Annotated in this window: 15 protein-coding genes and 1 tRNA gene; 14 read left to right on the top strand and 2 right to left on the bottom strand. The window is 39.2% G+C overall.

Going from position 1 to position 16,436, the window contains the following annotated elements:
* Positions 1-108 precede the first annotated feature (108 nt).
* A complete protein-coding gene (locus tag IGI71_RS04015) occupies positions 109-1,260 on the bottom strand; it encodes an IS110 family transposase (protein WP_010747599.1) in 1,152 nt (383 codons plus the stop codon).
* 319 nt (positions 1,261-1,579) lie between these two features.
* On the opposite strand from IGI71_RS04015, the gene IGI71_RS04020 reads away from it, so the two are divergent.
* The 3 genes from IGI71_RS04020 (at position 1,580) to IGI71_RS04030 (ending at position 4,409) form a co-directional block, all read left to right on the top strand.
* Positions 1,580-1,885 (top strand): DUF7006 family protein, encoded by a 306-nt coding sequence (locus tag IGI71_RS04020; protein ID WP_010747600.1) that lies wholly within the window; start codon positions 1,580-1,582, stop codon positions 1,883-1,885.
* A gap of 1,374 nt (positions 1,886-3,259) precedes the next feature.
* Positions 3,260-4,000, top strand: a complete 741-nt coding sequence (locus IGI71_RS04025) for a helix-turn-helix domain-containing protein (protein WP_010747601.1) — start codon at positions 3,260-3,262, stop codon at positions 3,998-4,000.
* Between the two features lie 13 nt (positions 4,001-4,013).
* Positions 4,014-4,409, top strand: a complete 396-nt coding sequence (locus IGI71_RS04030) for a hypothetical protein (RefSeq protein WP_010747602.1) — start codon at positions 4,014-4,016, stop codon at positions 4,407-4,409.
* Between the two features lie 525 nt (positions 4,410-4,934).
* Here the strand turns inward: IGI71_RS04030 and IGI71_RS04035 are convergent.
* A tRNA-Lys gene (locus IGI71_RS04035) sits at positions 4,935-5,007 on the bottom strand.
* Positions 5,008-5,085: 78 nt separating this feature from the next.
* On the opposite strand from IGI71_RS04035, the gene IGI71_RS04040 reads away from it, so the two are divergent.
* From IGI71_RS04040 to IGI71_RS04090, 11 genes are all read left to right on the top strand, one after another.
* The gene (locus IGI71_RS04040; protein ID WP_010747603.1) at positions 5,086-5,322 is read left to right on the top strand and encodes a helix-turn-helix domain-containing protein; all 237 of its coding nucleotides are present in this window, start codon (positions 5,086-5,088) and stop codon (positions 5,320-5,322) included.
* A 30-nt stretch (positions 5,323-5,352) separates the two neighbouring features.
* On the top strand, positions 5,353-6,570 hold the full coding sequence (locus IGI71_RS04045; RefSeq protein ID WP_086332098.1) for a tyrosine-type recombinase/integrase: 1,218 nt from the start codon (positions 5,353-5,355) through the stop codon (positions 6,568-6,570).
* 494 nt (positions 6,571-7,064) lie between these two features.
* Positions 7,065-7,631 carry a DUF1836 domain-containing protein gene (locus IGI71_RS04050; protein WP_010747605.1) on the top strand — a complete coding sequence of 189 codons (567 nt, stop codon included), beginning with the start codon at positions 7,065-7,067 and terminating at the stop codon, positions 7,629-7,631.
* Positions 7,624-8,484, top strand: coding sequence for a DegV family protein (locus IGI71_RS04055; RefSeq protein WP_010747606.1), 861 nt, complete (start codon positions 7,624-7,626; stop codon positions 8,482-8,484). The genes IGI71_RS04050 and IGI71_RS04055 overlap by 8 nt, the downstream gene beginning before the upstream one ends.
* A 132-nt stretch (positions 8,485-8,616) precedes the next feature.
* A complete protein-coding gene (gene yycF / locus IGI71_RS04060) occupies positions 8,617-9,321 on the top strand; it encodes a response regulator YycF (protein ID WP_010747607.1) in 705 nt (234 codons plus the stop codon).
* Positions 9,322-9,324: 3 nt separating this feature from the next.
* Positions 9,325-11,166: a cell wall metabolism sensor histidine kinase WalK gene (walK, locus tag IGI71_RS04065; RefSeq protein WP_005225283.1), complete on the top strand. Its 1,842-nt coding sequence runs from the start codon at positions 9,325-9,327 to the stop codon at positions 11,164-11,166.
* Positions 11,163-12,473: a YycH family regulatory protein gene (locus IGI71_RS04070; protein WP_010747608.1), complete on the top strand. Its 1,311-nt coding sequence runs from the start codon at positions 11,163-11,165 to the stop codon at positions 12,471-12,473. The genes walK and IGI71_RS04070 overlap by 4 nt, the downstream gene beginning before the upstream one ends.
* Positions 12,474-13,328, top strand: a complete 855-nt coding sequence (locus tag IGI71_RS04075) for a two-component system regulatory protein YycI (RefSeq protein ID WP_005225285.1) — start codon at positions 12,474-12,476, stop codon at positions 13,326-13,328.
* Positions 13,329-13,383: 55 nt separating this feature from the next.
* Positions 13,384-14,190, top strand: coding sequence for an MBL fold metallo-hydrolase (locus IGI71_RS04080; RefSeq protein ID WP_010747609.1), 807 nt, complete (start codon positions 13,384-13,386; stop codon positions 14,188-14,190).
* 42 nt (positions 14,191-14,232) lie between these two features.
* Positions 14,233-14,970, top strand: a complete 738-nt coding sequence (locus IGI71_RS04085) for a MurR/RpiR family transcriptional regulator (protein WP_010747610.1) — start codon at positions 14,233-14,235, stop codon at positions 14,968-14,970.
* Positions 14,971-15,125: 155 nt separating this feature from the next.
* A complete protein-coding gene (locus tag IGI71_RS04090; protein WP_010747611.1) occupies positions 15,126-16,418 on the top strand; it encodes a PTS sugar transporter subunit IIC in 1,293 nt (430 codons plus the stop codon).
* Positions 16,419-16,436: the final 18 nt, after the last annotated feature.

The following is a 16,436-nucleotide window of genomic DNA, read 5'->3' on the forward strand; positions in this document are numbered from 1 at the left end:
CTACATTTTTGTATGCTCTTCTTATCCCAAATGAAACGGAGGTTCAGGGATGAGAAAAGATATACGCGAAGGAGTGATGATCTACGTGATCAACGAAATCAAACCGAACTATGCCGCATTAGCCAAACAACAAAGCTTACGAGAAACAGCACCTAAGGCCGTCAGATGATGCTTTCCCTCAGAAATTTTTTTCTGATAAAACGCGCGAAAAACAGGATCACATTGAGAAGCAACTAGAGCAGCTGAAAACAAGGCTTTTCGTAAGTATGGAGATCCACGCTTGCTCATAACATTATGTGTTGCTTCGTATTGCCCAGATTGGGACACAGACGCGTCTATGCCAGCATAAGCAACCAGTTTTTTCGGATTAGAAAATTTGCGAATGTCTCCAATTTCACCAAGAATTGTCGCGCCATTTATAGGGCCGATTCCAGGGATTGTGAGAATAACAGAGTCTAAATTACTCATTATGCGCTTAATTTCTTTTTCAGTTTCTTTTACTTGGCTTTCGATGAATTTCAATTGTTCAATCATGGAGCGTAATTGAAATGTAAAAGCTTCTTGAGCAAATTTCACTCCAAAGGAGTTAGAAGCTGCTTGCTTCAATTGATCTGCTTTCTCTGGCTTTATTCGGTTCCTGCTTAACTCAGCTAAGTATTGAGCCAACGTTTCTGCCGAAATTTCTTCTAGCTCTATAGGAGAACTAAACTCAAGCAATAACTCTTTAGACGCTTTTCCGAAAATACCTTGTTTAGAAAAAATTGATGCATATTCAGGAAACACTTGATCTAGTACAGCTATGATTTTTCGTTTGAAGTCGCTTGCGGTACCTACTAAATAGGTTCGGTAACGTGAAAGTTGTTTTAACGAAAAAACATTTTCATCAGACAATACTGTTTCTACAAAGGAACCATAACGCATCAAGTCAGCAATCAAAACAGAATCAATAATATCATTTTTTCGTTTTCTGATTTCTGTTCCTTTGCGCCAGCCATCGGTTTGAAGAGGATTCACAACGTGAATCAAAAAGTCTGATTCGTGGAGGTATGAAAAGATGGAGAGCCAATAATGACCCGTAGCTTCCATTCCGACAATAAAGTCAGCGGGAGTCTCTGAATATTTTGAAAGCCGCTCAATCAGGGAATCAGCTCCTTCAGTAGTGTTAGGGAAAGAAAAACCTTTTAGGATCACTTTACCTTCTTCACTCATTAAAGAAGCCACGTGAGTTCGCTTGCCGATATCAATTCCTAAGAAGTACATACATTTGACCTTTCTAAAAAAATATTTTGGATTGAAACCCGCTCAACTGAAAAGCGTCACTACCTTGTACGAGATACGGAGTAAAGCAAAAACTTTCAACATCTAACTCATACGTAATCCACTTATCAGAGAGAGGTGCCAGTCTTTCGATTACGAGCTTCAAAACTCAAGGAGGCAACGGCATAGCCTCTCAATCCAATAAATATATTATCTCAAAATGAATGAGTTAATACCAAATTAAAATAACGATGGTTCATAGGGTTATCCAATCAAAACCGGAAGGTTAAAACCCTAACTCTAATATACAAGGAGAATAAATATGCTTCTATTTACAATAGAAAAAGATTATACAAACTATTTTTGGCAAGAATTAGGTGAGTCACGCAGAGATACAGTAGAAACTCGAGAGTATATTAATAAACACATAGTCAGACTGCTAGAGCTGACTGAGAATATTTCAAAAACAACATTTTGGCAAGACTTTCCAGAAATACTAGGGCTTGTTGCGAAGTTGAATCTTTTAGTGGAATTGAGCAAAATTCAAGAATTTTCAAGTACAGAAATCATTCGAATCACCAAAAACGATTATCGAACCTATTTTAAAGAGTTATGTACTATGATTTAAGCATGAAAACGAAAAACTCAATGATTTTTAATATCTCTTGATAATAGAAGGAAGTGAAAGTTAATCAATGTGTAAGTTACCTAAAAATTGTTTTAATCTTTGGAACATTCAGACTGCCAATACGATTTAAATTTTCCACATTTACAATAGACTTACCATACTTTTCAAGATAACTCAATATCAAACGCCGTCTAGTATACAGTGTTGATGAAGCAAGCAAAAACGATTAAGATTCTCTCTATTTGGTCACACTGTGAACGTGGAATGTAATATAGTAGTTTCCTTTTCTGTGTAGAGATACAGCTTTTTTTGATTACCAAGAAAAATTGACACAAACGGAAAAAACTATTTACTGAAAAGTCAATGGCGGAAGAATATGAAATCAAAACAAAGAACATTAAAAAATTGGTCTTTGTTTAGCATGAATTCTAACTTTTTACATTCCAGGATTTCACAAAGCATAAACAATGATTTTAAAAGTAATGCAGAAATAACTTTTTAATACGTGAAATATTGGATTTTGAGTTTCCCAGTCATGTCATAATAAGTAGATTGGAATTTATTACACGATCAAAAGACCTTAGTTATTAAGGATTGATTAGTTGTCCAAAATAAAATCTGTGTCAGATGAACCTAATTCTGGCTCAGATTTTTTGTTTTCCAACATTGAACAACTTATTATTAAAAAGCTCTTGATTCTCAATTTCCTAGATGATTCAAATCCGTGGGATACTCGTATTATTGTCTTTGTATGGGAATTGTTATCATTTATTTTTCTTTTAGAATGAGGATAAATCATCGCATTAGTGATGACTTTTTCTACTTATGTTAGAAGATTTACTCGAAAACCGTTATACAAAGTTTGGGGAAGTTTAACAAACAAGAAGAAAGAATAAATTCGGGTCTGTATCTGTAAAGGCTTCAATTAACTTTTAAACAGTGAGCTTTAGACGTTCGAAAATTCTGCTACATTATTTGATTGTTAAAAAGTATTTTTTGCAGGACTTCTTGAGCAGACGTGAAATTCTGATAATTAAAGTTAGAAGTTATTTTTAATTCATTTATACAGATTTTTAATCTGTGCTATTTCTTAATAAGTGATATATTTTATTGAATTTTGGATTGTGTATTAAATTACGTAATAAAGAAAAATATATACTGATAATATAACATTGATGGATTGAAATATTTAGAAGTTAAAATAATAATTTGTAATTCGAATCAATAATTTTGCATTTTTAATCATCATTGTTTGAAATCGTTTTAGTTATTTGTTTTATATGATAAAAGTGGATTAAGAAGTTGATAAACAGGCACAGAATATGTCAACTTCTACAAATAAATTTAGTAGCATAATGTAGGAGGGTGAAAAGAATGATAGAAATCAAAAACATCTATTATACAAATGGTAATAACTATTCTCCAAATGATCATTGCGAAAATGGTTGGGCTATCCTGTTGACGAAGAAAGGACTGTACATGGAGAAATCTGAGGTGGAAATAATTCTGATAGAATCTCATATGATTTTTCAATATCTTTCGCAGAGCCTATTGAATCAAATCATTATTGTCGAGTTGAATTTGTTCTGCGAGCCTTCTTCAAACTATATTAAAAAAATTGATCTGATAATCAATCAAGAGTTATCTAGCTTAATTCAATTACTTTTTACAAGGTTTGAAACGAGAGATCGAACGTATGTAGTGAATCCCGCTATCGAAATGATAATAAGAAAGACATTTAGATTGAATCTTTCAACGCTGAAAGAATACTTTGAAATATTTAAATTAATAGCATTTATACAAGAGAATTTATCTGGAAATTTGACCGTTAGTGACTTGGCGGAGTTTATGCATATGTCTAAACCAACTTTAAATCGATTTTGTATGAATAAAATAAATAAAGTGCCTCAGGATTTAATTAATGATATCAAAATTACGTTGGCGAAAAATTTGTTGGAATCGACAGATGAAAAAATTTTTGAGATTGGCGAGAAAACTGGTTTCTTTAACGCTAGTGCATTTACTATTTTTTTTAAAAGGGAAACTGGGGTATCTCCAAAAGAATATAGACAAAATTATTTTAATTCTTGGAAAGAGCATAGCTTAACTATTTAGAGGTGAAAGTGATATGGGAAGTAGAGAAATAGAAGCTCGTATAATAGAAATCATGGATGAGATTGTTACTTTATCAAAAGAATATGTTTTGTTAAAGAATCATAGATTTGACTACGACAAGAAAGTTTCGCAGGAGAGAGTTTATGAAGAATATATAAGAGAGAATGATTACCAAAAATATAAGAATAATTATGACATTATTTCGTTATATATAGCTTCTTTTTTTAAAGAAAAAGGTATTCCAACTAGATCTAAAACTATTTATGAATACTTGGTGAAAGAAAAGCTAGTATCTATATCTTATAGTAATTTGCAAAGCAACTATCTTAAGAGGATGCACGATGATGCTCAGATTAATGTTGAGCGAGCATATAGGGGATATTATCAATATAGAAGAAAATCAAAGTGAACGATAAATTTATCTAGTGGTGTCTTTAGTCACTAACAATTAATTGAAGATAGGGGGCATACTATTCTTTTAGAATCACTAGTCTTTGTGTTTTGGATCATCTACTTTTCAATATGTGTCATTCTAGCCTGTACTTATATATCTTCTGAAAAAAATTTGGTAAAACTATTTTAGAAAGGAACGCTTTCGTTCTTTTATTGCTCATTGATAACAGAATAGCCCATTTTCTAAATTCTTTTCAGTGATTAAGTAGCAGGCAACTTTTGGCGCCAAGATCTCTTAGATTTGAAGGAGCGATAGATCAAAAGTTGTGACTAAAGCATGGAAACTTTAGGCAAAGAGATAATTGTTGAAGATAATGATACTCACGTAAGCGTCCCGCTGATGAACAGGGGGAGGAGGAGACTCCTGTGTACCTTTTCCAAGGTGGTTTAGAAAATGTTTAAAATAAAAAAAGGAACAGCATAAATGTTTTCGAAATGCTTTCGCACCAACATTTACCTGTTCCGTGGGTTTGGCACCCAATGGGCCATGAAGGACTCGAACCTTCGACACCTTGATTAAGAGTCAAGTGCTCTACCAACTAAGCTAATGGCCCAAAATTTATTACTTTGATATAGTATCACTATTTTAAAATGTTGGCAACAATAATCTATGGTTTTTTTAGGAGGTAAAAATGGATCGAAACATTTATGACGTCATGTTTGAGAACTATAAAGATCTGGTTGGAATAAATGAATTGAGAGAAATGTTAGGAGGGATAGGTAGAAATAAAGCTTATGGGTTACTAAAAGCGAACAAGATAAAACATGTCAAGATAGGCAGCAACTACAAGATTCCTAAAAAGTGTGTGATCGAATACTTACAAGATGCCCAAAATGTGGCAGATGAGCATACGCAGGCTATGGTATAATAAAGGTGTTAGAATTGCGTTTTCCACAGCTTGCTTTTTTCAGTTTTAGGAGGATTTGAATTAAAATTACGAGCGAATATTGTAGAAAAAAGAGGAACTCTCCAAGTTGTTGTAACAATAAAAGATGATTTTGGAAAAACTTCTCAACGATGGAGAGATACCAAACTAAAAAAGAAAGGAAATAAAAAAAGAGCTGAAAGAATAAAAGACCAATTTATATCTGAGATTGAGCAAGAAATTGCTATGAAACAAGAGGATTATCTTGTTTTAAAACAGGAAAGAACCGAAACACCTTTTGTCGATTACCTATATAGTTATCTTGAAACTGCTAAACCACAACTGTCTAAAACGTCTTACTTTAGTTATAAACGTTACATCGATATCAGGATAAAGGATTATTTTGGACCAAGTGGAATTATGTTATCTGATTTAAAACCGGTCCACTTGCAAAGGTTCTATCAAAAAATATTAGACGATGGGTGCACTGGAAATACTGCTCTACACTATCACGCCTTTATTAGAAAAGCTTTACAGGAAGCTTTTATGACAGAACAGATAGATAAAAATATTGCTGACCGTGTACGTAGACCAAAAAAGGACTCCTTCGTGCCAAACTTTTACACAAAGGATGATGTGCTAAAACTACTTCAAATATTCAAAGGTGAGAAGCTCTATCCAATAATTCTATTAACAGTATTTTATGGATTTAGGAGAAGTGAAGTTTTAGGGCTTAAATGGGATGCGATTGATTTTGTGAATAAGACGATTACCATTAAACATGTAGTTTTGGAAAATAAAGAAGACTTAACAACTGTTCTTAAAGAAGACAGAACTAAAAATGCTTCCAGCTATCGTTCTGTTCCTTTAATAGAAACAGTTGAAGAGGAGTTAGTGAAATTAGCTAGGTGGAAGGAAAAAAATAAAAAGCTTTTCGGAGCTGAATATAATTACGAAGACGACGATTACCTCTTTACCATGGAAAATGGCAATATCATAAGACCAGATTTCGTTTCCAAACGATTTGCGAAGGTAATCAAGAGAAACAATATAAAAAGGATACGATTCCACGATTTGAGACACACAACCGCTTCTATAATGATTGGAAATGGTGAGCACATGAAGAAGGTTCAAGAGTGGCTTGGTCATGCCTCTTATACGACAACTGCTAATCTTTACGCACACCTTGATCCAAGCTTTAAATATGCTTCTGCAGAAAATTTAGCTAATACATTTGGATTCAAAAAATAAATAACAAAAAAGACTTGATCAAAATTGAATGGCAAGTCTTTGAACGATTACTATTAAAAAAAAATCTGTCATTTTGTTGGCAAATTGTTGGCAATAAAATGGCTTGAAGATTATCAACTAAGTAAACCTCATTAAAACCTCTACATATCAACTTTTATAAACATACCTCTACATAAGAGGGCAGGTGATTAAGAGTCAGCTGCTCTACCAACTGAGCTAACGGCCCGTACCAAAAGTACTTCATTATCTTAGCACTCCATTGTTGAAAAATCAATCATTCTTTTGAAAAAAATATGCGCTTTTTCAGTTGAGAAACTGGCGTTATCTTAATAAAACACCATTTGTTTCCCAAATTCAAATGATAGGAAATTCTTAAAAGATTGATCAGATTGCTTTAAAAACTAAGAAAACCGTGATAAAATGTATCTAGTTATCAAAACTAGATGATTAGTTTGTGATAATTTAACCTTCTGTTCGTCAAAATGGAGGATAACATGGAAAAATTACAAGCAGACATGAAAAATTGGGGCAATTCATTGCTGAAATTCCACCTGCCGAGATGGGAAGAATTGCCAACGCTGGAACTGTATATGGATCAGGTGATCACATTGATCGATCAATATTTATCGCCGGTGATCCAAACGGAAAAGCATCCGCTATTGACCTCTTCCATGGTCAATAATTATGTCAAAAAAGGGATGATTCCAGCACCAGAGAAGAAACGTTACAATCAAAAGCATCTCGCATTTTTGATTGCGATCACGATGCTCAAGCAAGTGCTGACGATTCCTGAAATAAAGACGGGGATCCTTTTTCAAGGGAAAGTTGTCGGCATCAGAAATGCCTACAATGTATTTTGTGAAGAACAAGAAAAAGCGATCCACCTTGTCGGCAAAGAAGCGATGGGAGAACCCGAACAAATGACGTCGGAACCGATCCCAATTGAATTAGTAGCCATGAAAGGTGCGACGCGTTCCTTTGCCAACAAACTATTGGCAGAAAAAACGATTGAATTAGAAGTCATTTATTTAGAAACACATAAAGGAGAAGCCCATGAATAAAGAGAAAATTGCCCTATTAGTTGATTCAGGTACCGATGTTCCCGCACAGATCATGGAGCAATACGGCATGTATATGCTGCCATTGCAAATAATCTACAAGGATCGGACCTATACCGATAAAGTTGATATTACTGCGGAAGAAATCTACGAGCGCTTGCCGCAAGAGATCCCTAGTACCTCGTTACCTGACGGTGCTGCGATCGGGGAAATCTTTGATCGGATCAAAGGCGATGGGTATGAGAAAGTCTTTGCCGTAACCATCTCCAGCGGATTGAGCGGAACGTTTAACGTCGTTCGCCTGTTGGGTGAACAACGGACGGATCTTGAGGTTTTCGTGCTTGATACGAAAAATATCGGGATCGGTGCAGGGCTGCAAGCGATTCGTGCAGCAGAACTGTTAGAAAAAGGCGTGACTTGGGAAGAACTGCGGGCACAATTAACGAATGAAGTGCCAAAAAACAAAGTCTTTTTCAACGTAGCTACCTTAGAGTATTTACAAAAAGGCGGCCGGATCGGTCTGGTTGCATCTATCTTAGGCAATGCCTTGAAATTGAATCCAATTATCTCTTGTAATGAAGAAGGGATCTACTATACGGTCGCAAAATCTCGTGGACGGAAGAAAAGCTTGGACAAAACCGTTGACTTGATCAAGCAATTCATCGGTGATCATCGCCATGTGCGTTTAGCCGTGGCGCAAGGTGATGCACTGCAAGAAGCCAAAGAGATGAAAGCACGATTAGAAGCCGAATTTCCTAAGGTCAAAGAAATCTTATTTGGACAAATTTCTCCCGCATTAGTCGTCCACACGGGTCCTGGGTTGTTAGGGATCGGTATCCAGCTTTTAGAAGAGTAAAAAAGAAAGGCCCCGTGCCTTTCTTTTTTTGTGCTTTCCTTAAGAATAAGGCCGCGGTTTTTGGGAAAGATGAAAAGCCCGTTTAAATAATGTATAATAAGTAAGAAACCAAAAAAAATTGAGGTGACATTTTTGAAAAAGATCCTAGTCGTGGACGATGAGAAACCAATTTCTGATATCGTCAAATTTAATTTAACCAAAGAAGGATATGAAGTATATACCGCCTATGATGGAGAAGAGGCATTAGAAAAAGTAGCCGAGGTCGATCCTGATCTGATTTTGCTTGATTTGATGCTACCAAAAATGGATGGGTTGGAAGTTGCACGGGAAGTGCGCAAAACCCATGACATGCCGATCATCATGGTCACAGCCAAAGATTCTGAAATCGATAAAGTACTAGGCCTCGAGCTTGGTGCGGACGATTATGTAACCAAACCATTTTCAAACCGGGAATTGGTGGCCCGCGTCAAAGCCAATCTGCGTCGCGGCTCGGCAGCTGCGAAGGAAGCAGACGATAACGCCAACAGCGAATTAACGATTGGTGATTTAACCATTCATCCTGATGCGTACATGGTCACTAAAAATGGTGCAGCCATCGAATTGACGCACCGGGAGTTTGAATTGATGCACTACTTGGCAAAACATCTTGGTCAAGTGATGACCCGGGAGCATTTATTGCAAACGGTTTGGGGCTATGACTACTTTGGTGATGTCCGGACCGTTGACGTGACGGTGCGTCGTTTACGTGAAAAAATCGAAGACAGCCCGAGCCATCCAAATTATTTGGTTACTCGTCGCGGAGTGGGCTATTACTTGCGGAACCCAGAACAGGAATAAGCTATGAAAAATAAAGTTCGCTTTTTTCAATCGGTGAACTTCAAAATCGCCCTGACTTTTATCTTGATCTTATTGATTGCGATCCAGATTATCGGGGCGTATTTTATTCGCGAATTGGAAAGAACAACGGTCGATGCCTTCAAACGCGACATGGAGGCACGTGCCAGCACGTTAGTGGTAACATTAGGCTCTGAATTGAGTCGAATGGATAATGATGACGGTTTAGATTGGGATTCCATGAATGCTTCCTTGAATCGAATCTTAACGAGTACCAACTCATCGGAAATTTTGGAGATGCGGGTGGTGGATGAGCAAGGGATCATTCGTGCAACCACCAATATCAATGATCGTGGCTCGGTGGGAGAAAAAAATGATTACCGTGATTACGATACGAACCGCAGTGAAGTCCTCTATGATGAATCCAGCGGCCAGCGGGTGTTCAATATCGTGCAGTCGATCCAATCTCCGACAGGGGATACCGTTTTAGGAACCCTTTATTTACGGAGCAATCTTGAGTCAAAATACAATGAAGTCAGTACGACTGCGGTCATTTTTGTGACAGCCTCGCTGATTGCGGCAGTGATTTCGATCATTGTGGCACTATTGGTCTCTCGTTCCATCACCCAACCGATCGGAGAGATGCGCGAACAAGCGATTCGCATCGCCAAAGGAGATTATAGCCGCAAGGTCGCGATTCATGGAAAAGATGAATTGGGGCAACTGGCGGAGACCTTTAATCAACTAGGAGAACGAATCGAAGAGACTCAAGAGGCGATGGAATCTGAGCGAAACCGCTTGGACAGCGTCTTGTCTCACATGACAGACGGCGTTGTTGCCACCGATCGACGAGGCAAAGTCATTACCATCAATGAGATGGCGATGTCCTTGTTAAATGTCAGCAACGAAGAAGCGATCGGGCAGTCGATTTTGACGTTATTGGAAATCGATGAAGAATACACGTTACGAAAGCTTTTGGAAAATCCTGAAGACATGCTGTTGGAGCGTCCTAGCAATGATTTGACGGGAACAAATATGATTTTGCGTATCGATTTCTCCATGATTCGTCGGGAGTCTGGCTTTATTTCTGGGTTAGTTGCGGTGATGCACGATGTTACAGAGCAAGAAAAAAATGAACAGGAACGGCGAGAGTTCGTTTCCAACGTTTCTCATGAGTTACGGACACCATTAACGAGTATGCGCAGCTACATCGAAGCGTTGAGTGAGGGTGCTTGGAAAGACCCGGAAATTGCGCCGAACTTTTTGAAAGTGACGTTGGATGAAACGGATCGAATGATTCGGATGATCAATGACTTGTTGAGTCTGTCGCGGATGGATAGCGGCAATTCGCAACTGCAGCTGGAATACATCAACTTCAATGAGATGGTCAATTTCGTGTTGGATCGTTTTGACATGATGGTGACGAATGAAAGCAAAAAATACTTGATTCGTCGGGAGTTCACTAAACGAGAATTGTGGGTGGAAGTCGACACCGATAAAATGATCCAAGTGATCGATAACATCATGAATAATGCCATCAAATATTCGCCAGATGGCGGGATCATTACGGTGAAATTGATGGAGACCCATAACAACATCGTACTTAGCATCAATGACCAAGGACTAGGGATTCCGAAAAAAGATCTCACGAAGATCTTTGATCGTTTTTACCGAGTCGACAAAGCTCGTGCCCGTCAGCAAGGAGGTACTGGCTTAGGATTGGCGATCTCACGAGAAGTCATCAAAGCTCATGGCGGTGCGATTTGGGCGGAAAGTCGAGAAAATCGCGGGTCAACATTTTACATCATGTTGCCGTATGAACCGTATGAGGAGGATTGGTGGGTATGAGAATCTCAGAAAAAATCATTCGTGTAGGCTTGATCGTGATGATCGCCTTGAGTTTTTATTTCTCCTATATGATTTGGCTGAATCCGACTGGGTTCAACAATGCCAGCACGGAAACAGATACCGGCGTCAATCCTTCGGTTCAAACCTACAAACAAAAAAGCGATTTGTTTTTGCCCCTGTATTTGACTTGGAATGACGAGGACGCGATCAAAGAAACCAACTCTGAAGCGGTGATTCGAGAGATCCAAGAGGTGATCAATGAGGCAACGATCAGTGATTTGACGCTGCGGACCTATGGCGAGGAACAAGCTTTTTCAAAAGCCCAAGAAGTCAATCAAGGGGTGTCCTTAAACTACTATACGACGTTTTACTTGAAAGATTATGAGAAAACCTTTGAAAAAGAGCTGTCCTTAGAGGACGAAAGTGAAACAGAGGATTTTCCGTTTTCCCGCATCCAGTTTGACTTTGAAGAAAACACGATCCAATTTGTTGATTTTACCCATCAACGAGTGGTGCGAGGCAAAATCGACTGGGACAAAAGCCAAGTAAAACACTTACTAGCAGACAACCCTCGGGAATGGACGACAATGGTGGCAGATGAAGAACGATCCAGCAAGCAATATTATACGCAGGATTCGATTAAGCTGAAAAAATACAGCTACTATTCTTCGACCCAATCTCAGAGCTTGTTTCGAGAAGCCTTTTTCAGCAATCCTAAAAACGTCAAGATCAATGATGAAAGTGTCGATACCTACTATTATGAAGGTGGGCAAAACATGACGGTCTTGCAAGATCAGCAGCAAGTCAAGTTTGAAACTACCACAGACGGTTCCGATGAAACGGACCTGGCGATGTTGAGTGCGGATTATATTATTCGTTTAGGCAACAATTTTGGGACGATTCGCTATTTTGATCAACAAGACAAGCACTTGGATTATCGGGTCTTCGTTGAAGGCTATCCAGTCTTTAGTACTGGTGGTCAAGGGGTGATCAGTGTGGCTTTTTCAGAAAGTGGTCAGACCGGCAGTCGGGAAATGACGATTTCTGCCAGTTTGAACGCGATTCAAGTGCCGATTCCTTCTGAAACCGAGATTGAATTGCCCTCTAGTTTGTCAGTCAAAAATGAGCTGATTGCGGCAGGGGCTGATCCGGAATTATTGCAACAGATCATCGTTGGCTATCAATGGGGGGAGATCAAAGATGCACCACTCGTTGATTTGACGCCTGCTTGGTATGTCAATTATGACTCGTCTTGGATCAGTTATGATGTATTAATGACAAAATTAGCAGAAACGGAGGAGAATTAATTGGATTTTAAACGAATCGAATGGATTTTTTTCCTCGCTTTTCTTGGTCTGAACGTCTTTTTATTCAATGTTTACAGTGAGGCTCGCAGCGAGCATCAGATGGTTTCACAATCAAACCAAACGATTCCTATCGAACAACGCCTCGAGTCTGAGGACATTCGGTATTCTGGCGAATTATCAGATGAGGTCTTGAGTGGCTATTATTTGAGCGGTGAACAGACGGATTTTGATGTGGAGTTACGAAATCCGCAACTCAATACGCAGTTCAAAAGAGGGTCGACGGTCAAAGGGCAGCAGTTGATCCATGTCTCAACCAATGGCTTTTACATCAGTGATGATTCCCAAACGGAAGAAACCGTCAATGGTTTTTTGCAACGAAAAGATCAAGTCCTGTTTGGGGATGAATATGACTATTTGGAAAACCTCTCTGTCTTGAACGCCAATCATCCGACCGTGGTGGCGGTTCAATCCTATGAAGGCATTCCTTTCAATGACAGCTCAAGTCGAATCGATATCACCTTAGAACAAACGGATGATCTATTGCAGATTGCCCGTTACACGCAAACACATATCTCCAATATTACGCCTCTAAGGGAAAAGATGACGGTTTATTCAGAAAAAGAAGCAGTAAATACGCTTTATCTAAACAACAAGCTGCCGAGTCACTCGAAAATTCTCTGGACGGAATTAGCCTATACGATGATTTTGAAGGTTAGGGAAAAAAATGTGTATATTCCTGCATGGTTTATTGCGTTCCAATTAGATGGCGATGACACCATCCAAATCGAAACGGTCAATGCCTTTAGCAATCGGATCATCACGAATAATGCCGTTCAAAAGGTAGAAAATCCATAAAAAAGCGGGTATAATGGAACTCGTTGAAACAACCAGAGAGGAAGTCACGTAAACCATGATGAAGGATAATGCCTTTCAAGTAAGTATTCTAGCCAGCGGAAGCTCAGGAAATTCGCTCTATATCGAAAGCAATAAAAAGCGGATCTTAGTGGATGCCGGTTTGAGCGGCAAGAAGATCACTTCATTATTGGATGAAGTAGGGCGTAAACCAGAAGATTTGGACGCCATTCTTGTGACCCACGAACATCGAGATCATATCCACGGTGTCGGAGTACTGGCGCGAAAATACAAACTTGATGTCTATGCGAATACAAAAACATGGCAAGCGATGGATCCAATGATCGGTAACGTCGCTGTCGAACAAAAACATATCTTTGAAATGGGAAAAGTGCTGACCTTGGGTGACTTGGACATTGAGAGCTTTGGCGTCTCTCACGATGCTGCAGCGCCGCAATTTTATCGTTTCCATAAAGACGGCAAATCATTCGTGATGTTGACGGATACCGGTTATTGCAGCGATCATGTACGAGGCATTATCAAAGGCGCCGATGCGTACCTTGTGGAAAGCAACCATGACCTAGAAATGCTGCGAATGGGCCCTTACCCATGGAGCCTCAAACAGCGAATTCTTGGAGACCGTGGTCACTTATCGAATGAAGATGGCGCTCTGGTCATGACGGATATCTTGACCGACAATACCAAACGGGTCTATCTTGGTCATTTAAGTAAAGAAAACAACTTGAAAGAGTTGGCGCACTTAACGATGGTCAACACCATGAAAGAACATGATCTAGGTGTTGGAGAAACATTTGAAGTCTATGATACCGATCCTGACAAAGCGACGGAGTTATTTGCAATCTAATCGATCAACAAAGGATAAAATTGTCGGGTGGAGGCAGCAGGTATGTTTGATGAAGAAAAAATCAAGCGTCTGAACGAGCTTGAAATGGCTGTTTATAAGTACATTGTCCAGCATTTTGAAGAGATCGATCAACTGACGATCCGCGAATTGTCAGCTGCATGCCATGTCTCGACCTCGACGATTTTACGATGTATCACGAAATTAGGCTATCGCGGGTATTCAGAGTTAAAGTATGCGATCTGTCAAAAAAAGGAACAAGATGCACGAGCGTTTGATCTTTTCTATGATGCAACGATCCAAGTCAATACATTCTTAAAAAAAGTCAATAATGAAGATTACCGTAAGTTTATCCAGCCAGCGGTAGAACTGATTCTTTCCGCACGCCATGTGGCGTTTTCAGGTATCGGCACAAGTGGCATTCTGGGCACCTATGGCAGCCGCTATTTTGCTAATTTAGGCATCAATGCCTATAGCATCGTCGATCCCTTTTTGCCAGTACCGCCTCGTGGGATGGAAAATACGTTAGCGATCATTTTATCAGTTTCGGGAGAAACCATTCAAATGATCAAGCAAACGGAGGACTTCAAACGGTATGGGGCAAAAGTACTCAGCATCACCAATGATGAAAAATCGACGATCGCCCAAATGGCAGATTACAATATTTCCTACTATATGCCCGTCGTCAGTGGGGGAAAAGAAGTCGATTTGAATCTGACGACGCAAGTCCCGGTGATTACACTGATCGAACTTTTAGCCCATCAAGTCTACAAGCAAATCTAAGTGATCGTAAAAAAACAGCTTCGGCTGTTTTTTTTGTTGGAACATGTTTCATAACTTAGAAAAGCTATAGGCAAGGGGAATATTATCCATTAAGATTTATTTGTAAGCGAATTCACTGGCCAGTGGATGGAATTTTATTTTAGGAGTGATGTGAGATGAACGAATGGATCAATGAGAAATTATTACCCCCAATATTAAAATTTGTCAATACGAAAGCAATCACTGCATTAAGAAACGGTATGCTCTATACGATGCCCTTTTCAATCGTAGGATCGATTTTCCTGCTATTAGCAAACTTTCCCGTCCAGTCGATTGCGGATTGGGTAACGAATAGCGGCTTAGGTGAATACTTCAACCAAGCCTATGGCGCCTCTTTTGCAATTATGGCCTTTTTCGCCGTAATGGGCATCGCCTATTCATATGTAAAAGCAGAAGGTTACGAAGGACTCCCTGCAGGAATGATTGGTTTAGTTATTTTCTTATTAACTATGGAGTCAAGTGTGACGGATGCTGAAGCAAATGTGACCATCGCAAATGTCATTGATAAGACGTGGACCGGTGGACAAGGAATGATCAGTGCCATCTTAGTGGGACTTTTTGTGGGTTGGGGCTATACGTGGTTCTTGAAACGCGACATCCGAATCAAACTGCCAGAGCAAGTACCCACCAATGTCGCAAACTCATTTACAGCATTGATTCCAGCCGCTGTTTTGACGACCATCGCATTAGGCATTTATATTTTCTTTGATAAAGTTTTTCAAACAACCGTGGTCGAATGGATCTACACCGTGATTCAAAGTCCGATGCAAGGGGTGACGGATTCCCTTGGTGGTGCAATGATGTTAGGCTTCTTAGTGCCATTCTTGTGGTTCTTTGGGGTTCACGGTTCGACGATCGTGGGCGGGATCATGGGACCAATTTTACAAGCCAATTCACTAGCCAATACGGCTATTCTTGAATCTGGTAAAGCATTGACATTAGAAAATGGCGGACACATCGTGACCCAGCAGTTTTTGGATCAATTTATGACGGTAACTGGCGCAGGAATGACGATTGGGATCGTGCTATACATGGTGGCTTTTGCCCGTTCGGCGCAGTTCAAACAATTAGGACGTCTTTCCTTGATCCCGGCATTCTTTAATATCAATGAACCAATTATTTTTGCGACACCGATCGTCATGAACCCAATCATGGTATTACCATTTATTTTGACACCGATGGTTTCAGGCGTGATCACGTATTTTGCACTTTATACCAGTATCGTACCGCTATTTACTGCTGTGCAAGTTCCCTGGACGACTCCGCCGATCATTTCAGGTTTTCTAGTAGGTGGCATTCGGACCGCTATTTTACAATTTGTTGTTTTAGCAATCGGCTTCTTTATTTACTATCCTTTCATTCGTAAGGTCGATAGTTTGAACTATAAACAAGAAACAGAGATCGTTTAATACCAAGGAAGCAGGTTG

This window comes from Enterococcus sp. DIV1279b, from assembly GCF_050531515.1.
Lineage (GTDB): Bacteria > Bacillota > Bacilli > Lactobacillales > Enterococcaceae > Enterococcus_D > Enterococcus_D casseliflavus.